The 16,752-nt window shown below is 63.5% G+C and carries 17 protein-coding genes and 2 pseudogenes; 5 read left to right on the top strand and 14 right to left on the bottom strand.

What is annotated here, in order from left to right; all coding sequences use genetic code 11:
- Positions 1-4 precede the first annotated feature (4 nt).
- Positions 5-472, bottom strand: a pseudogene (locus AMD14_RS11285) (Rossmann-fold NAD(P)-binding domain-containing protein); the annotation flags it as partial.
- A gap of 65 nt (positions 473-537) precedes the next feature.
- Here AMD14_RS11285 and AMD14_RS23340 point away from each other — a divergent pair.
- Together AMD14_RS23340 and AMD14_RS25685 are read left to right on the top strand one after the other, a co-directional pair.
- Positions 538-1,705, top strand: a pseudogene (locus AMD14_RS23340) (IS3 family transposase).
- A 109-nt stretch (positions 1,706-1,814) separates the two neighbouring features.
- The gene (locus AMD14_RS25685) at positions 1,815-1,907 is read left to right on the top strand and encodes a hypothetical protein (RefSeq protein ID WP_327237550.1); all 93 of its coding nucleotides are present in this window, start codon (positions 1,815-1,817) and stop codon (positions 1,905-1,907) included.
- Between the two features lie 584 nt (positions 1,908-2,491).
- On the opposite strand, the gene AMD14_RS24635 is transcribed toward AMD14_RS25685, so the two are convergent.
- The 11 genes from AMD14_RS24635 to AMD14_RS11220 form a co-directional block, all read right to left on the bottom strand.
- On the bottom strand, positions 2,492-2,764 hold the full coding sequence (locus AMD14_RS24635) for a hypothetical protein (protein WP_015471900.1): 273 nt from the start codon (positions 2,762-2,764) through the stop codon (positions 2,492-2,494).
- Positions 2,765-2,793: 29 nt separating this feature from the next.
- A complete protein-coding gene (locus AMD14_RS11265; RefSeq protein ID WP_015463186.1) occupies positions 2,794-3,318 on the bottom strand; it encodes a hypothetical protein in 525 nt (174 codons plus the stop codon).
- 278 nt (positions 3,319-3,596) lie between these two features.
- Positions 3,597-4,391, bottom strand: a complete 795-nt coding sequence (locus tag AMD14_RS11260; protein WP_011051351.1) for an SDR family NAD(P)-dependent oxidoreductase — start codon at positions 4,389-4,391, stop codon at positions 3,597-3,599.
- A gap of 41 nt (positions 4,392-4,432) precedes the next feature.
- Complete coding sequence (locus AMD14_RS11255; RefSeq protein WP_011051350.1) at positions 4,433-5,959, bottom strand: GMC family oxidoreductase; 1,527 nt, start codon at positions 5,957-5,959, stop codon at positions 4,433-4,435.
- Positions 5,956-7,320 carry an alpha/beta hydrolase gene (locus AMD14_RS11250; RefSeq protein ID WP_015463185.1) on the bottom strand — a complete coding sequence of 455 codons (1,365 nt, stop codon included), beginning with the start codon at positions 7,318-7,320 and terminating at the stop codon, positions 5,956-5,958. The genes AMD14_RS11255 and AMD14_RS11250 overlap by 4 nt, the downstream gene beginning before the upstream one ends.
- A gap of 292 nt (positions 7,321-7,612) precedes the next feature.
- On the bottom strand, positions 7,613-8,281 hold the full coding sequence (locus AMD14_RS11245; RefSeq protein ID WP_040107620.1) for a glycosyltransferase family 2 protein: 669 nt from the start codon (positions 8,279-8,281) through the stop codon (positions 7,613-7,615).
- Positions 8,278-8,880 (bottom strand): class I SAM-dependent DNA methyltransferase, encoded by a 603-nt coding sequence (locus AMD14_RS11240; RefSeq protein ID WP_003490411.1) that lies wholly within the window; start codon positions 8,878-8,880, stop codon positions 8,278-8,280. The genes AMD14_RS11245 and AMD14_RS11240 overlap by 4 nt, the downstream gene beginning before the upstream one ends.
- Complete coding sequence (locus AMD14_RS11235) at positions 8,877-9,635, bottom strand: PIG-L deacetylase family protein (RefSeq protein WP_015463183.1); 759 nt, start codon at positions 9,633-9,635, stop codon at positions 8,877-8,879. The genes AMD14_RS11240 and AMD14_RS11235 overlap by 4 nt, the downstream gene beginning before the upstream one ends.
- Positions 9,623-10,141, bottom strand: coding sequence for an acyl-CoA dehydrogenase family protein (locus AMD14_RS11230; protein ID WP_015463182.1), 519 nt, complete (start codon positions 10,139-10,141; stop codon positions 9,623-9,625). Before AMD14_RS11230 ends, AMD14_RS11235 begins: the two co-directional genes overlap by 13 nt.
- Positions 10,142-11,007: 866 nt before the next feature.
- Positions 11,008-11,598, bottom strand: a complete 591-nt coding sequence (locus AMD14_RS11225; RefSeq protein WP_015463181.1) for an O-methyltransferase — start codon at positions 11,596-11,598, stop codon at positions 11,008-11,010.
- A gap of 285 nt (positions 11,599-11,883) precedes the next feature.
- Positions 11,884-12,363 carry a BLUF domain-containing protein gene (locus tag AMD14_RS11220; protein WP_040107619.1) on the bottom strand — a complete coding sequence of 160 codons (480 nt, stop codon included), beginning with the start codon at positions 12,361-12,363 and terminating at the stop codon, positions 11,884-11,886.
- 321 nt (positions 12,364-12,684) lie between these two features.
- Between AMD14_RS11220 and AMD14_RS11215 the strand changes: the two genes are divergently transcribed.
- The gene (locus tag AMD14_RS11215; RefSeq protein WP_040107618.1) at positions 12,685-13,101 is read left to right on the top strand and encodes a hypothetical protein; all 417 of its coding nucleotides are present in this window, start codon (positions 12,685-12,687) and stop codon (positions 13,099-13,101) included.
- 243 nt (positions 13,102-13,344) lie between these two features.
- Here AMD14_RS11215 and AMD14_RS11210 read toward each other — a convergent pair whose 3' ends face one another.
- Together AMD14_RS11210 and AMD14_RS11205 are read right to left on the bottom strand one after the other, a co-directional pair.
- Positions 13,345-15,180 carry a hypothetical protein gene (locus AMD14_RS11210; RefSeq protein WP_040107617.1) on the bottom strand — a complete coding sequence of 612 codons (1,836 nt, stop codon included), beginning with the start codon at positions 15,178-15,180 and terminating at the stop codon, positions 13,345-13,347.
- A 13-nt stretch (positions 15,181-15,193) separates the two neighbouring features.
- Positions 15,194-15,793, bottom strand: coding sequence for an NfuA family Fe-S biogenesis protein (locus AMD14_RS11205; RefSeq protein ID WP_003489210.1), 600 nt, complete (start codon positions 15,791-15,793; stop codon positions 15,194-15,196).
- 88 nt (positions 15,794-15,881) lie between these two features.
- Between AMD14_RS11205 and AMD14_RS11200 the strand changes: the two genes are divergently transcribed.
- Positions 15,882-16,238: a 4a-hydroxytetrahydrobiopterin dehydratase gene (locus AMD14_RS11200; RefSeq protein ID WP_003489213.1), complete on the top strand. Its 357-nt coding sequence runs from the start codon at positions 15,882-15,884 to the stop codon at positions 16,236-16,238.
- On the top strand, positions 16,235-16,657 hold the full coding sequence (locus AMD14_RS11195; protein ID WP_005931423.1) for an energy transducer TonB: 423 nt from the start codon (positions 16,235-16,237) through the stop codon (positions 16,655-16,657). Before AMD14_RS11200 ends, AMD14_RS11195 begins: the two co-directional genes overlap by 4 nt.
- The last annotated feature ends 95 nt before the right edge of the window (positions 16,658-16,752 follow it).

The raw sequence follows: 16,752 nt of genomic DNA, 5'->3' as shown, positions 1-16,752 counted from the left end.
CGATCTACTCATAGCGCGGCAGCACGATCGATCTGGAGTCCCGCGAGAATCGGTCGTTGATGAATTTCTTGAAGACCGGACTGCCAGCAATATGCATGGCACCGCGCAGCACCGCCAGCCCAACGCGTGTGTGCGGCCACAGCAGGCGTGGAAGCAGCTTGGGAATGTTCTGTCCCTCTTCGACGAACGGTCGCATGATCTGCTCGTAGCGGGCAAATGCGGCTGACGGCGTATCCGCTTTGGAAAGCTCTCCGGCAAGAACATAGCCACCCACGAGCGCAAGCGTCGTGCCGATGCCCGAGAGGGCGGTGGGGCACCAAGCCGCGTCGCCGGTCAGCACCACTCGTCCGTTTGACCAGCGTGGCATCCGTACCTGACGCAGCACATCGAAGTAGAAATCGTCCACCTTTTCCATCGCTTGGATGATGCGTGGGAACTCCCAGCCGAGCCCGGAAAACTGCGCATGGATGAAGGTGATACGCCCAGGATTTCCTAGACATCTCAAGGCCATGGAAAATGGCTGATTCGGAGGTGTCCATGAGCAGTAAGCGGTATACGGATGAGTTCAAGATCGAGGCGGTCCGGCAAGTGACCGATCGTGGGTTCAAGGTGGCAGAGGTCGCCGAGCGACTGGGTGTCACCACGCACAGCCTGTACGCTTGGCTGCGCAAGTTCGGCAAGCCCGGCGTAGTACAGCGCGCTGAGGCGGACCAGAGCGCCGAAGTCCGGCGGCTGAAGATCGAGTTGCGCCGGGTGACGGAGGAGCGCGACATCCTAAAAAAGGCCGCCGCGTACTTTGCCAAGGGGTAAAGGCAAAGTACCTCTTCATGCAAGTCCACCGCGAAGAATTCAGGGTGTGCGCGATGTGCCGGGTTTTGCGGGTGAACCGGGCTGGATACTACGCGTGGCTAAAGTCGCCCGACAGTGAACGCGCCAAGGAAGACGAACGCCTGCTGGGGCTGATCAAGCACCACTGGTTGGCCAGCGGCAGTGTCTATGGGCATCGCAAGATTGCCAAGGATCTACGCGATCTGGGTGAGCGTTGCAGTCGCCATCGGGTGCATCGATTGATGCGCACCGAGGGACTGCGTGCCCAGGTGGGCTATGGCCGCAAGCCGCGCTTCCATGGCGGAACGCCGTGCAAGGCGGCAGCCAACCTGCTGGATCGACAGTTCGACGTGACCGAGCCGGACACGGCCTGGGCGAGCGACTTCACCTTCATCCGTACGCATGAAGGCTGGATGTACCTGGCTGTGGTGATCGATCTGTTTTCCAGGCAGGTCGTCGGCTGGGCGATGCGCGATCGAGCCGATACCGAGTTGGTCGTGCAGGCCTTGCTGTCGGCGGTGTGGCGGCGCAAACCCAGCGCTGGTTGCCTGGTTCATTCGGACCAGGGGTCTGTCTACACCAGCGATGACTGGCGCAGTTTCCTGGCGTCCCATGGCTTGGTGTGCAGCATGAGTCGGCGTGGCAACTGCCACGAGCGCGAAGCCTGCCCTTGGGGCACAACGCACCGGTGGAGAGCTTCTTTGGTCTGCTCAAACGCGAGCGGATCAGGCGGCGGATCTACCCCACCAAGGACGCCGCACGCGCCGAGGTGTTCGACTACATCGAGATGTTCTACAACCCACAACGCCGTCATGGTTCAACTGGCGACCTGTCCCCTGTAGAGTTTGAACGGCGCTACGCGCAACGAGGGTCTTGAGTGTCTACGGAACCCTGGGCGTATCACTCGACCACCTGTTTCCGAATTTGAGTCGACCGAAGCCGCCGAGGACTACGACTGGTAGTTCCGGGCGAAGATCGAGCGCGCCGTGGCCGACACGCGGCCGACGATTTCGCACGACCAAGTGATGGCGCGCACACGCTGCGATCGAAGCCGCCGCGAAGCGATAGAAGCTCGCTGATGAACCAGGTCCAGAGCTGCAGGAACTGGAACTTAAGGTCCAGATTTCAGTACTGGCGGTTGTTCTGGTCAACTCCGGGGCGTTTTTTCCGTCGTTCCATCAAAGCTGTGGCGACTTGTCCAGGCTCCGAGAAATGTGCGGCGTATGTCCGCGGCAAATGGGGTGTATGCCTGCGGGAACGGGGGCATTTCCTGCGCGGCAATCAAGCGTCATTGTCCGGTCCGCTTCCTGTGGAGGGACCAGCAGTGATAGGCCGCCAGGGCGCACAGGAGCGTCAACACGGCCAATCTCGCATAATGTATATCTGGAAGTTATAGGTCGCATCGGTTAACCCCTTGGCGGGATTGAGAGTAAATCAAAGTGTCGACACATGCAAAATCTTCCGAGTAAATAATTTCGTGACGCGTCACTTAATCGGCATTATCGTGACGCGTCACGTAATTAAAATACGTCTGCAGGGTGCGGGTTTTTGCCAGTGCTTCGCCCAAGAAAATGCCCGCGTCGTTGCCGAGGCGGGCATTGGGATTTAGACCTGCTTTGCGCGGGGGAACCCCGCACCCCAGAGTAGATAATTTCGTGACGCGTCAGAAAAATACGACGCGGTGATCGCCGTCGTCGTTGAGCACCTTGACGCACATCTCAAGCTTGGCTGGCCAGATGCGACCGAAGCTAAGTGCCAGGTCTGGTCGACCGGCCGTCTTGTAGAAGAAAAAGAAGATCCGCGTGAACTTGCACATTGCCCACCAATGAGGCTTGCGGATAGGGAACGTGACTGAGCCGTAGAAGCCCAAAACACCATAGCGATAGTTGCGTAAGCGGCGATGACAACGAGCGCGAAATCGGGTGCGCGGATGCATGATTCCCCCTTTAGTGATGCGTCACGGAATCAGACGTCGGTGCCGTAACGGATAGTGTGACGCTGAAGAGCGGGGCCGCCGCCTTTGGAGTTCCATAGGCGCTCGGAGTACGACCAGGCTCTGAGGTACTCGACGTGAAAAGAGGCACCGAGGATGCCGCCCGGGACGAAGCGAGCGGAACAGGTGAGGAAGATTTCAAGGCGGGAACCCTGACGAGGTGAACAGATGTAGACGCCCTTACGTGGCTTTCTGATGGGCCGCGCGCCGCGCCCGGACCCGATCGTCCCTCCAGGGACCAGTCGCGGCGCCCGGTTTTGAGGAGCAGGTGCCTTAGCAAGCTCCTTGTCGACTTCAGCCAGCAGCGCAGCTACAAGAGGATCACGCCCAGGGTCGCCGGACTGGCCATCGAGGTACTGCCGGACAGCCATCGAGACAAGCGCGTTGAGCGAGATCCCAAGCGACTTGGCTTTGGCTGACGCCTCGCTCTTCAGCGGCTCGACCAAGCGGACGTTGGGAGCGGTCTTTCGGGCTGAGGTAGGGGCCTCGGCGGTCATGCCTGGCTCCGGTGAGACTTTTGGCCCGTGTTACTGCTCGGGCCAACCGGCGGTCGGCCGGCTGCAGCTGCGAAGGTCGTGCGGTGATCGAGGACAACGGAGCTCTTATTGAGCGGCCCAGCCGGTGAAAAGGTCCCGGATGTGTCGACACCCTGTAGACACCTGGTAGACACAGGCGCTTTGACGATCCAGTTCGGAGCTTCGCATAATGTATATTATGTCAAATATTGTTCGTGCTTCTCTTTGATTTCACTTGCCGCTGCACCGCGCCGCCCGCCTCAGCCAGCGATGGTGAATACCGAGCCCGAGTCCACGCGCACGCCGGCGCCGTTGATGAAGCTTGCGCGCTCCGAGCACAGGAATGCGACGACGGAGGCCACTTCCTCTGGCCGGCCGCGCCGCTTCAGCGCCATGCCGGGGCGTTCTTCATCCAGGAACGAGGCAATGGCTTCTTCGACACTGGTTCCGTTCTCGTGTGCGCGTTTTTGCATCATCTTGTCGGTCATCGGCGTTGCGATGAACGCGGGCGACACCGTGTTGACCAATACATTGTCGGCGCCATAGGCCTTTGACAGCCCCTTGGCCAGGCTCAGGATGCCGGCCTTGGACGCGCAGTAGGCCAACTCATCCACGTACGGCTGCACTGCATCTTCGGACGCGAACAACACAATCCGCCCCCACTGCTTGCGACGCATGGCAGGAATGGCCTGGCGGCACATGCGCACCGCGCCCATCAGGTTGATGTCCAGCGTTTCGAGCCAGCCGGCATCGCTGACCTCCAGGAAATCGCCGGTGACGCCGGCGGCGTTGACGTAGATATCCGGTTCCCCCAGTTGCGCGCGCACCTGGGTCCAGATGTGGATGACGTCCTGTTCCTGCGTCACATCGCCTTCGATGGCGATGATCTCCCCCAGGCCGGACAACTCGGCCACTGCCTGGTCGAGCGTGCCATTGGGAAGATCGGTGATCGCCACGCGCACGCCGGCTTCGAGCAGCTGGCGCGCAGTCTCCTTGCCCATGCCGGAGTCGCCGCCACTGATGAGGGCGATCCGCTGTTTGATTCCGAGATCCATATTGAGCTCCTGGTCGTTGAGTACGTGGTGGCGCAGTGCTGCTAGCGCGCAAGGAAACGTTCTGCGGTGCGCAGCGCGAGTGCCATCTGGGTCAGTGCCGGATTGGCTGCCAGTGCGCTGGGAAACACCGAGTTGTCGCAGATGTAGAGGTTCGGCACGTCGAAGGTGCGGCCATCTGGATCGACCACGGCCTGTGCAGGTTCGGTCCCCATGCGGCAGGTACCGAGCGTATGCGCCGAGCGCGCAGCCGCGAAGATGTTGCGGGCGCCTGCGGCTTGCCAGACCGATTGAAGCAATGCGCGCGCATGGGCGTCGATGGCCTGCTCGTTGGGACCGTAACTGAAATCGATGCGCGCCTTGCGCTGCCCGAAGGCGTCCCGTTCGTCGGACAAGGTCAGGCGATTGGCGTCCTGCGGCAGGCATTCGCCATTGATGCCGATACCTGCCAGACGGTTGTAGCGCAGCAGCGTTGCGACCAGGTCCCTGCCCCACAGGCCGGCACCGCGCGCCAGCGTGTTCGCGAGCGTGACCGGCTGTACGCCCAGGCTCTGCACCAGATAGCCGCCGATGAAGCTGGCATCCGCCGGGCGCACCATGTCTTCGGTAATGAGCGAAGATGGATACCCTCGATTCATGCGCATGTCTGCGTCGAACTCACCCCACACCTGGGTCGCCACGTGCGCCATGAAATTGCGCCCCACCTGCCCGCTGGAGTTGGCCAGCCCCAGGTTGAGCAACAAGCGCGGTGTCTCCACACCTCCTGCGCACAGGAAGACGGTGCTGCAGCGCTGGCGATACTCCTGCCCATGCTGGCGATAGGTCACCGCAGTCGCTGCGCCGTGGCTGTCGCGTTCAAGATCGACTACCCGGCTGTCGGTGCGCAATTGCGCACCATGCGCTTTGGCCAACGGCAGCCATGTGATGTCCACGCTCACCTTGGCGGCGTTGCTGCAGCCCTGGTGACAGGCACCACAGTTGTTGCAAGCCGCACGCTGGCCCCAATGCGGCTGCTGATGCGGCCTGGTGACCAACGCGGCGGGTGCATCGGTGGTCCGGATGCCAAGTGCGCCGCAACCGCGTTCCATGGCCGTGGCCGACGCATTGCGTTGTGGTGGCCGATACGCATAGCTGCGCTCGGGGTCCCACGGATAATGCATGGGACCGGAGACCCCGATGAAGGTCTCCACGCGACGAACGTAAGCGACCAACTCATGATGCGGGATCGGCCAGTCGGTGCCCTGCCCTGTCTGGGTCAGAAGGCTGAGATCGCGCTTGTCCGGCCATGGACAAAAAGCGCCCCAATGCAACGTCGAACCACCGAGCCCGGAGCCCGAATTATTCGGCCCGAACGCAGTGGGCGTTTGCCCACCGCTCAGGCGCTCGTCCATCCAATAGATGCCGGTGGTCAACTCATCGGGAATGTGCGAATCCGGCGTAAATGCCGCGCCGGCTTCCAGTACGACCACCGAAACGCCGGCTTGCGCAAGCCGCGCTGCGAGCGGGCCTCCCCCCGCTCCGCTGCCGACCACCACCACATCGACGCTGTCCTGACCACCAGCGTTGCTCATTGGGCAGTCTCGGGCGCACGCAATTGCCAGTGCTCATCCCGACCCGCTGCCGTCTCTACATAGCCCACGGGGCCATTGCCCGTGTCGTTGCCGACAGCAAAACCGTCGTAGCCCAGCGCGGCCATGGTGGCGGGAAGGCTGGTCCAGGTGCGCACCACATCGGCACGTACATCCTCGAACCAATGCGCCAGTTGCCCAGCATCCAGGTCGTGCGCAGAGGTGTTGCCCATCACCGCGTACGCGATCTCCTGCAGCCAACGGTCCTGTTCCTCTGCCGACCGTTCGGCAAAACCCCCGGCCAGTGAATCGAGTGCATCCAGGCCAAGCGCAATCGCCAGGCGATCGTCTGGCAAGTCTGCGTACCGCCATCCATCTCCCGCGCCTTCTGCGAGCTGCAGGTCGATACGCCGCGCAATCTGCGCCGCATCGCCCGCGCCATCCAGCACGCGTGCAGCCACGGCCGCGAGCACGTTCATCTGCCGCGGGTTCAACACGCCCTTGCCGGAGGCCGGTGGACCCGCGTGTCGGGCGAGCAAGGTCTTGCGCATGCGCGGCGCGACGCGCTCGGAGTTCAGCAGGGCAATGAAGTCCTCAGGCAGGCAGTTCTCAATGCAGCGGTGCACGTGCGCTGCGACCAACTGCGCCAGTTCCTGCGGCTGCTCATAGGGAATCAGGTGCGCGGCGTTGGCCACGATGGCGAGCTGCGCATGCGCGTAGTGCGGCGCATTCAAGCGCCGCTGCGCAGCCTCGCCCAGATCGCCATCCTGGCCACCTGCGACAATCACTGCCGGCACGCCGATGCACCCGGCCTGCGCGGTGCAGTCTTCGCGGCTACCGCGGGTGAGCCATGCCATCCATGCACTGGCGGCGGTGCGCAGAACGTCGTTGATCGCGGCGTCCCTGCGTTCATCAGGCAGCGGAGCGGCGCAGTTGGCATCCACGAATTGTGCAGCCTCCATGCGCGTAGGCTGCCCTGTTTCGAACCAGGCAAGCATGGTGCGGCGCCGCGACTCCTGCATCGGTTCGGGTGCCGGGGGCGACGCGGCAACGAGCACCACGCCCGCCAAACCGGCAAGGCCCGCCACACCGTCGCGCGCCCGAGCCGCCGTCAAGGTGGCGATCTTCCCGCCCATGCTGTGCCCTACTGCAAACCAGCATGCCGGTTGCCGCTTGATGACTTCAGCGCTAAACCAGTCAACAAGCGCGTTCGTGTTGCAGTGGCTCAGCGCAGGCGCATCGCCGAATCCAGGAATGTCCAGGGCAATACAGTCGAAGCGGGTACCTAACTGTGCGATGACATGGCTCCACTCATGCCGGCTGGCGCCGAGGGCATGCAGGAAGAACAACGTTGGCTTGGCCATGTCGCACCTTGTGTGTCGGTTCGGCATGGTGGCGCACGCTTCGTCCACGCCCCGTGCAGATGAGGTCGACAGCCGGTTAGCAGTTGTCAGGCATTAGTTGGCCAGATGCCGTGGTTCAACTGCGGCGATGGACACGGCGCGGATGCAACTCAAATCGCGGTCTCGCAAGACCGTAGCCCTGCAGTCGTTGAAGCGAAGCCCCTTTTGGCTGAAGGGCATCTGCTGAGCGAATCAAATACAAGCGGCATGGCCATGACATCCTAAAGGACAGTTCCAAGCGTTGCGCTACCGTCTACGCAGGCACACAGGTCGAGGCTTCCAGCTTTTTCAAAAAATCCGAGAAACCGCCAATTGCCCGTGCCTGCCTGCGGGCGCTGGTCCACACCACCGAGCGTGGCGACCAGGCGATCGACGCGTTGATCGCCTGCAGCGCGTGCACCAGCGCAACGTCTTCGCTGCAGGTCACGGCAGGGAACCCACCGCATTGTTGATAGAGCGCGGCGCTCACACCGAGGTTGGCGCCGTGAATGCGACCATGGCCTTGTCCAGTTGCCTGGGTCTGCTCGAACCTGCAACGCACTTCATCGGAATAGTCCAGCCAATCCTCCACCTGCACGACACCGCAGAACACATCCGCGTCGGCCCTGCGCTGCTCAACCAGCCAATCGGCGGGAACGCGGGAATCAGCGTCGGTCACGGCCAGCCAATCGGCGCCCAGTGCAATGGCCTTGGAGGCTGCTGCGGCCCGCGCAATGCCGACGCCTCCGGGAACGGGTACATCGATCACGCGCGCGCCCAACGCCTGTGCCAGCGCTGCTGTTGCATCCGTGCAACGGTCCACTGCGACGATCACCTCCACAGGCTCGCGCAGTTCGGGGTGCGACGCGGCGAGAAAGACCGATGCGAGGCAGGCGGCCATGCATTCGGCCTCGTTATGCGCCGGAATGATGACGGCGATCATCGCAAGCCTTCGTGCTGCGCCACCGACAACGGTTGCGCGGTCCACGCTTCCAACAGGAAATCGCTGTCTTCATAGCGATAACTCAGCGGCAAGGTGAGCAGTCGGGCGATACCGGCATGGACCGCGATTCCATCTTGATGTGCCTGTTCGAAAGGATGCTTCCAGTGGCAGGCCACCAATAGTCCCTCCGGCGTAAGCGCCTGCTGCAGATGCGCGATCAGCTCGTCGAGTTCGGACGCGGCGAGGTAGTAGCCGATCTCGCTCAGCACGATCAGGTCGAAACTTCCCTCCGGCCACTGCTGCGGATGGCAAGCCTGCACGATTTCGACATTGCTTCGCTCTCCTACGCGTTGCTTTGCCTGTTGCACCGCAGCTGCCGACATATCGGTTGCCAGCAAGCGTTCGCAGCGGGCAGCGAGTCCACAGGTTGCTTCGCCGTTGGAACACCCCAGTTCCCATCCCCGTGCAAATCCCTGCCGAGGCAAGGTTGCCAGCAGGATGTCGCGTTTGCGCTTTTCGTACCAACGCGTCCCATAGCCGAACGGATCGAGCTGCCGGTAGATGCTGTCGAAATAATCGGCGTTGGCCTGGGCGTTCATGGGAGAAAGACCTCGAAGTCGCGCTGAAACCTGGCCAGCGCCCAGTCGGGAAGGATGGGATTGCGCAGCGCAGGCGTGAGGTGACCGGTCTGCGTCTTGAACGCGGACATCGCCTGCATCTTTGCAGCGTAAGCATCGGCAGAAAGCACCAGACGCGTGGCCGATGCCAGCATCTGACTGTGGTCGGGGTCGTCCCAGTGCCATGCCCATATCGGAAACTGGATCAACCGCGCTCCGCATTGTGCAACTGCGTTGCTCGCCGCATCAGCGCAAGCTTCGTGGTCGGGGTGTCCATCGCGCGCATACGTCACCAGCACCACGTCGCGTGGTTGCAGCAGATCGGCCAGCCGCGCGCCAAGTGCGTCGACTCCCGCACGTACCTGGCCATCTCCCGCATCCAGCCTGACGATGCTGGATGGATCGATGCCCAGGCGCGCCAGCGCATCACGCAACTCCTCACGACGCGCAGCTGCTAGCCGCGCGGGCGGCCATGCGTCGTCCTGCGGGTAGGCCGCTTCGCCATCGGTAACGGAAACGATCAGGGCCTGCCTTCCCGATGCGATCGCCATCGCAAGCAGCCCGCCACACCCCAGCACCTCGTCATCGGGATGCGGAGAAACCACCACCACACGTGTCGCGGTGCCCAGCAACTGTTCGAGGCTGCTGGTGAGCAGCGCATTCAACTGACGCGATGCATGCCAGCGCTGTTCGCTGACGCCTTGCCCTGCGATCTGCTCGCCCCTCACAGCAGCCATGGGTTGACCTCGCGTGCGTGCAGCTGCTCCCCCAGCCACTGCTCGTCTTTTTCGCCGTGGGACTGGCGGATGAAGGCAGCCAGGTCGGCGCACCGTTGCGCGTGCACGGCATCGCAGCACAGTGAGGCAGGCCCCAGGACCAAGGCGGCGCGTTCGATTACGTCCCGACAGATGCGATCCATTACGCTCCGTAACCGAATGACAGCCAGTTGATGGCTTTGGGTTGGAGCGTTGTCGATCGCATTCGCCAGGTCTTGCAACATCAGCCGTGCACCCGTCAGCTGTTCGTCGATGGCACCCAGGTGTGCTGCGGCAAAGGGGTTGCCTGCCACGCGTAACGAGCGGCGGACATGCTCGGCAATGGCTGCGGCGGCGCCATACCAGCAGGCCGCGATGCCTGCCCCGCCATGCCAAAAACCCGGCCGCTGCAAATAGAATTCCGGCTCACCCAGCAAACTTGCCGGCGCACTCGCGAAATGGCCGTTGCCAGTTGGAATGCCGAGCATGCCTGGTCCGTGCCACTGACTTGCATCGAGCTCGAAGCATCCCCGCCCTAGCGTCACTGCGGCAAGCGGCTGCCGATCACCTTTTCTGACGGTCACCAGTGCGTGTGTCACAACGTCCAAATCTGCGCTGCACCACGGTTTGATACCGGACACGGTGCTTGAGCTCGCCTCATACGTCACGGTGTCATGCGGCCCACCCGCTGCCCACACTGCCCACACGTCTCCATTCGAAGGCAATGGCTGGCCGGCCTCGGAAAAAATCGACACCGCGTCGTAGTGCGCTTCCAGCACCTTGGCAAGCGGCAAGCTCGCAGCGCCCAGCCTGCTCAGCGCCTGCCAGCGAGCGTACGTGCGTCCTGCGCCAGGGTTGGGAAGTTGCGGCGTCAGTCGCAAGTACTCACGCACGCATTGCGCGAGCGCTGGACTTGGCGATATCGAAGGTGTGCCCGGCAGATCGTCGCGGGCGAGTGCTGATTGATACATAGCTCAACCTAGGCGATCGCTCGTCAATCCCAAGTGAGCCGATGACCAATTCCCTCACCGCGACCGCAGCCGGATGGGAAGAGTGCTTGGCTGCTTGGCGAGGGACGCGAGTCGACGATGCGAGCGTGGCTTCAACAATCAGCACCGATCGCAATACCGCGCGTAAGAAATGTCACGCCGTGTCTGCGTTCGTTTAAGGGCAGCGAACAGAGTTTTTGCGACGCGTCGTCACCGGACTCATCCGAGACGGATGATCGATCGTGCTACCGAATGTCGCTTCGAGCCGCAAAGAATCGACGGACTGCCCCTCAGCAGAACAACCACGCAACAGCACCGGTTGGAATCATCGAGCACTTAGCCGCCGTGCGGACGCCGCTAGCCATTCAGTCTGCGACGCGCACTGCCATGAACTGTCCGTTGCCGACCGGCAGCTCGCTGCATCGGAAGGATATGTCGGCACGGACAGCCTGCATGAAAGCTGCCATCTCCGTCGCGTGCGAGGTGGCGTTGTCCACCACCAACAGGCCAGTACCGCGCTTGAGCACACGGCGCAGCTGCGGCCACCACCGCGCATAGGCACCGCGGTCCGCGTCCAAGAACAACAGGTCGACGCTGCCATCGTCGACAGTCTCCAACCATGCGCCTGCATCGCCCAGCACCTGTGTGATGTGTGCCCGTAGTCCGGCACGCACGAAGTTCGCAGCCGCCAGGGCGGCCTTGTCCTCGGCATGTTCCAGCGTGATGACGTGTCCACCGACGACGATGACAGCTTCGGCCAGCCATAGCGTGGAGTAGCCATTCGAAGTGCCCACCTCTACCACCTGCCGCGCCCCCGTCGCATGCACGAGCAGGGCGAGCAGTTCGCCGGTTTCTGGGGTGATATTCAACATGCGTTTGCCACGCGCGGTTTCCACCGCATCGTTGTCGGCCCCGAAGCGCGACAGTTCCTCTTTCAAATCCCGCAACGTGCGCATGCCTTGACCGTCTGTTGATTGATGCAGTGTGTGCCATGGCCTTGGCATCGCCATTCAACGCCTAGTGCACTGCACCGTGATGCGAGCGAACCGGATGCGCGACGCGCCTGCCTGATACAGAGTGCTCGCTATTCGCTATTTGCTATTCGCCGAAAATAACGCTCTGCGTCGCTTTCGATATCGCTTGCCTCAAGAGCACTGCAGGCATGGCGCACGCAAGCCAGCTGCAGGAATCTCCCAGGCTGGGCGCCCTGGCGATGCGACAGCCCGTTTACGCGCGCCTGGTCATACATCAGCTGCCGGCGGCATGGCCCCCTCCCAGAACTCCAGCAACCGGCACACAGGCTCTGGCTTGTTTCCCGCAGACGACAGCGCAAGGCGGGTGCGCGACCAGCGTTGCGCACTGAGCTCGACGATCGACCCGGGGAGCACTTTCCGGCACGCCATCTGCCAGTCGGGAAAGTAACGCTCGACGATGGAACCGTTGTAGACCTCCGCAATCAGGTGATGGCGCGAAGACCGCTTGATGCGATCATAGGTGTGCTGCACTCCGGCAGGTGGGCCCTCGAAATACTGGAAGAATCGATCGCCGTCGTAGAGCAGGACACCAGTGATGGCGGCCAGCGAGTTGTGTGCACTGGAAGAGACAAGCAGTCGGTCGACCTCCCCCATCGACATGGGACGACGCACCTCGCTCACGTAAACGATGGCTTGCAGCGGTGGATTTGCCAAGAACCCATCTCGATAGGTGATCTGATCCAAGATCCATTGCTGCAGAGTCGTCAGCGCCGGCTCCTCCTGAAGTCGCTGCGAGCGCCAGTATCGGGGCGCGACACACCGGTTGGCAATGGAGGAATTACAATTTGATTATACATAGCGGCGATGTGCGTCCATGGGCCAGCATGCTCACCCGCCTCGGCTCGTGCAGTGCCATGCTGGCAGGCCCGTGGATCCGATGGACGGCGCGCGAAGACGCTGACGCTGAAGCAGTGGCTGGCCGAAGACGTGACCGCGGTTTCACCTGAAGGAAGTCGACAAATGCGCGCATCGCTCCAAGGCTACCCGCACCCTCAATCACGCCAGACGATGAACGTCGGCAAGGATGACCTCCATCGCGTCCCTTTACTGCCTCTGGCAGTGCTCGCCGTCATGTCGCTTGGCGGATGCGCCACAACGCCCCGGGCGACGGGTCATCTCATTGAAGGCCCTGTGCGCCTAGGGGAGATTGCGGCGGTCGATGGTCCCAGAGTGCGGCCAGATCGAGTGGTGGAAGACAGCCGCTGCCCTGCCGATGTTCGATGCATCGTGGAAGGTCGACTGATCGTGAGTGCGACGGTCCTGGGTGGCGGATGGTCAAAACAGGTTGACCTCACATTAGGCATCCCGGTCCCGATTGCCGATGGGATATTGACGCTGGTGGATGCCACGCCCCCGCCCATCGCCCCGGAAACCGCCGCACGCGCTGCGGCACGCTTCACCTTCACATTCCAAGGCGGTCGCTAGTCAAGCAGGCCCTGAAGGCTACGATCCGCATCTTGCGTCAGCGACCACTTCCAGCGGGCTCGAAGTTGCCTGCCCTACTTTCTTTAAATTGCGCTGATCGCAGGCCGAATGCACTGGATCGCCACTGCGAAATCCAATCCAGCTGGCGCACCGAGACGAGCCAGCACACCGTCGAGTGAAGGGTCGCAGGCACCGAATCTCTGCGGTCAGGCAGACAGCGCCGCACCTCATCGTGCGTCACGCTCACCCGCCGTTATGGGGCAGCGCGCCCTTGTCTTCCTGCAGCTCCCGCTTGAACGGCACGTCCGGTGGTGGGCGTGCGGTTGCCGGTTGATCGTTGAGGTTGGGGTCGCTCAGGCCGCAACCGCCGCCGAATTGCAGGAGCGACACCACGCAACTGATCTTGGTGGTCGTGCCCGGAATCGGAATCTCGATCTTCTTCAGGCCGCGCCGCACCCACTCCTGCAGCAGCGTCTGGTTCGGCATCCAGTACTTGTCCAGCGATGTCGGCGTGTAGCCGTACGGCGGACGTTTAAGCCAGGTGCCGCCCTGCGCAATCTGGTCGCGGGTCCAGGTATCGGTCTCACTGCCTGGTGGTCCGCGGTCACCTGTCGCCTTGCCGGCATCACCGGTTCCGGTGGCCACCTTGACGCTGCCATCGGCATTGAACATGCCGTTGCGCTGGGTGTTGGCACCTGTCGTGTCGCCTTGCCGATTGCGGTCGGATTTGCTCCAGTCGTCGGCGTTGGCGGCCACGTCCCACCCGCCGCTGCGATCGGCAGGCGTCGGGCCGGCATGACTGCTGGCGGCGGGCTTGACGGGCGACGATGCAGCGGCCGCCGCGCTGCTGGAACGCTCGGACTGAGCAGGACTGGCCCGCGACTGCGCAGGTTGCGCGGCTGCTTGCGCGGATGGCGCCGCCACGGTGGCCGGCTGCGGGTCGGGAGTCGCAGGCGCAGGCGCAGGCGCCGCTGGCACGACAGGTGTCGCCACTGGCGCAGGCGTCGGATCCGGTACGTTCGGCAGCTCTGCAGGACGCACCGCGACGTCAGGCATGCGCACCGTCGGCGAGATCTCACGCAGGCGTGCAGCCGGCGCGGCGATTTGCGGGCGCTCGGGGATGACGATGTCGCGCTCGCGCACCGTTGGGGCCGTGGCGGTGCGCATCGCTACATCCGTGGCCGGACGTTGCAGTTCGCGCACCTGCGGACGTTCGGTCACCGTCTGGATGTCGCGTTGACGCACCTCGACCTGCGGTGCTGCGCGTTCGATCGCACGCGGCGTCAGCGTGATCGTTGGCGGCGGTGGTACGACAAAGTCGGTGGTGGCGACCTGGGTTTCGGTGACCTGCAGCGGCGATTCGATCGTCACCGACGGCACCTGTACCGTCACCTGCGGAATATCCGCGGCGACGGTTTCGCTGGCAGCTTGCACCGGTTCCGGCGCATGTTCCGGTGCCTGGGCCGTGTCGGGGCGCTCGACAGGATCGGCCGCTGGCTGCGCTGGTGTCGGTGTCGGTGTCGACAATGGAGCTGGCTCGCTTTTCGCCGCCGATGCACCCGCGTGCGCTGGCGAAGACGCCGCAGCTGCAGCCGCCTGCGTCGATGCCTCAGCCGCAGGTTGCCCTTCCCCGCCGCCCTGCTCCTCCGCCCCATCGCCGATCAAGGTCATGCGGACTCGCGAATCGTCGCCGGGCGTGGTTTCCTCCGGCGCCCAGCGCACGGTGACCACCCAGACGAGCAGCGCGATAAACCCGAGGTGGATGAGAAAGCTGCCAAGCATCGCCAACCAGTGCTGCCGACGCTGATCCTTCGGGCGCGGGTCCCAGTGTTGCCACCACAGGCTGCGGAACGCCTGGAATGGCGACAGGAGAGAGACGCCGGCCACACCGCCCCGGGCCGGCTGCCCACGCGCCAACAGCACATCCATGACCTGGTCGTCGTTGAATGGCGCAGCCACGTGCTTGCGGTTGCCCATCCAGATGCCCCAGCCATACGGAAGGCCGGTGCGCCGATCCACAATGAGCTTGCCGGGCATGCGCGCGCGCAGTGCCTGCAGCAGATCGGCAGCCGTTGTCACCGGTGGTGCGGAATCAGGCCGCGCTGTCGCGCGGAATGTAGGGGGCGTCGCCGGTGGCGTGGTCGGTCGCGTCGCGCACCGCAGTCACGCCGGGCACGCGCCCCATCAGGGTCTTTTCGATGCCCTGCTTCAAGGTCACGTCGGCCATGCCGCAGCCGTGGCAACCGCCGCCGAAGCGCAGCAACACCACGCCCTCGGCGGAGACTTCCTGCACAGCCACGCGTCCGCCATGCGATGCCAGCTGCGGGTTGATCTCGTTTTCCACCACCCAGCGCACACGCTCGACCATCGAAGCCGACTCTGCGGGCGCTTCTCCCTTGATCTTGGGCGCCTTGATGGTGAGCTGCTGGTTGCCGGTGGACTGGGTGACGTAGTCGATTTCGGCGCCATCCATCCAGGGCACGCTGGCGGCGACGACATACAAGGTGAAGCCGTCGCAGTCGATCGCCCATTCGTCGCCGCTCAGGTCCGCCGGTTCGGCGAACTCAAGCCGTGCATCGGCGCGCGGGGTGCCCGCATCCACCGCGCTCAGGCGCACGCCCATGCCGGGCACGCCCTCGCGTTCGATGAGCTTGCGGAAATAGGTCTGGGCTTTGTCGGATATCTGGATCATGCGGGTTATTCTACCGCTCAAAGCGCCCTCGCTCATGGAACACCGTGATCCTGGTGGGCGCACCGTCCGCCACCCCTGCGAGACCGTCATGACCGATCTGATTCCCCTGGAGCAGGCGCATTGCCTCCCGCGCAAAGGCAGCGACCACAAGCTGGGCGAGGCGCGCCTGGCCGAGCTGCTGCCGCAGGTGCCCGGCTGGGAGCTGGCCGAGGCCGGCATGGCGCTCACGCGCACGTTCCGCTTCGCCGACTATTACCGCACCCTGGCCTTTGTGAATGCGCTGGCCTGGATCGCCCACCGCGAAGACCACCACCCCGACCTGGGCGTGCATTACGACCGCGTCGTGGTGCGCTATTCCACCCATGACGTGGGCGGGCTGAGCGAGAACGACTTCATCTGCGCGGCCAAGACCGCGCAGCTCTACGATCAGGGAATCACTGCATGAACATGTATCGCGCTGCGCTCGCCGGTCTCATCGTCGCCACCGGCCTTGGCGGCTGCGGCAAGTCGCCACAGCAGGCCTCTGCTCCCACCGTCGCGCCCACCGAACTGGCTGCCCTGAAGACGCCACCGCCGGAATATTCGCCGCAGCTGGCCTGCGCCGGTATCGGCGGCACCACCGTGCTGCGAGTCGTGGTCGGCGCTCAAGGCACCCCCACCGACGTGTCGGTGGCACAGAGCAGCGGCCAGCCCGTGCTCGACGAAGCGGCCCAGAAGCGCGTGCGGGAATGGCAGTTCAAGGCTGCCACCCGCAATGGCCAGGCCGTGTCGCAGACCATCCAGGTGCCGGTCTCGTTCAAGCCGCCGGTGCCGCGTCCAAACGAATGTTTCGCCATCGAGGAACGCGCACGCCGCGGCGGCTGAGGACCGCGCAGGTCGCTGACGCCTCGTTTCTGCACGGCACGAGCGCACCGGCACAAATGCATGAGCGCCAGCGCCCTGTTCGGGCGCGCTTGAGT

The sequence above is a fragment of the Xanthomonas citri pv. citri genome, from assembly GCF_000961215.1.
GTDB classification, from domain to species: Bacteria; Pseudomonadota; Gammaproteobacteria; order Xanthomonadales; family Xanthomonadaceae; genus Xanthomonas; species Xanthomonas cissicola.
The sequence above is the reverse complement of the archived record's forward strand: the minus strand, read 5'-3'. Positions and strand labels throughout refer to the sequence as shown.

Excerpts from the sequence above, each read along its gene's own strand:
- AMD14_RS24635 (WP_015471900.1), bottom strand. The coding sequence starts at position 2,764 with ATGCATCCGCGCACCCGATTTCGCGCTCGTTGTCATCGCCGCTTACGC.
- AMD14_RS11265 (WP_015463186.1), bottom strand. The coding sequence starts at position 3,318 with ATGACCGCCGAGGCCCCTACCTCAGCCCGAAAGACCGCTCCCAACGTC.
- AMD14_RS11260 (WP_011051351.1), bottom strand. The coding sequence starts at position 4,391 with ATGGATCTCGGAATCAAACAGCGGATCGCCCTCATCAGTGGCGGCGAC.
- AMD14_RS11255 (WP_011051350.1), bottom strand. The coding sequence starts at position 5,959 with ATGAGCAACGCTGGTGGTCAGGACAGCGTCGATGTGGTGGTGGTCGGC.
- AMD14_RS11250 (WP_015463185.1), bottom strand. The coding sequence starts at position 7,320 with ATGGCCAAGCCAACGTTGTTCTTCCTGCATGCCCTCGGCGCCAGCCGG.
- AMD14_RS11245 (WP_040107620.1), bottom strand. The coding sequence starts at position 8,281 with ATGATCGCCGTCATCATTCCGGCGCATAACGAGGCCGAATGCATGGCC.
- AMD14_RS11240 (WP_003490411.1), bottom strand. The coding sequence starts at position 8,880 with ATGAACGCCCAGGCCAACGCCGATTATTTCGACAGCATCTACCGGCAG.
- AMD14_RS11235 (WP_015463183.1), bottom strand. The coding sequence starts at position 9,635 with ATGGCTGCTGTGAGGGGCGAGCAGATCGCAGGGCAAGGCGTCAGCGAA.
- AMD14_RS11230 (WP_015463182.1), bottom strand. The coding sequence starts at position 10,141 with ATGCTCGGCATTCCAACTGGCAACGGCCATTTCGCGAGTGCGCCGGCA.
- AMD14_RS11225 (WP_015463181.1), bottom strand. The coding sequence starts at position 11,598 with ATGCGCACGTTGCGGGATTTGAAAGAGGAACTGTCGCGCTTCGGGGCC.
- AMD14_RS11215 (WP_040107618.1), top strand. The coding sequence starts at position 12,685 with ATGAACGTCGGCAAGGATGACCTCCATCGCGTCCCTTTACTGCCTCTG.
- AMD14_RS11205 (WP_003489210.1), bottom strand. The coding sequence starts at position 15,793 with ATGATCCAGATATCCGACAAAGCCCAGACCTATTTCCGCAAGCTCATC.
- AMD14_RS11200 (WP_003489213.1), top strand. The coding sequence starts at position 15,882 with ATGACCGATCTGATTCCCCTGGAGCAGGCGCATTGCCTCCCGCGCAAA.
- AMD14_RS11195 (WP_005931423.1), top strand. The coding sequence starts at position 16,235 with ATGAACATGTATCGCGCTGCGCTCGCCGGTCTCATCGTCGCCACCGGC.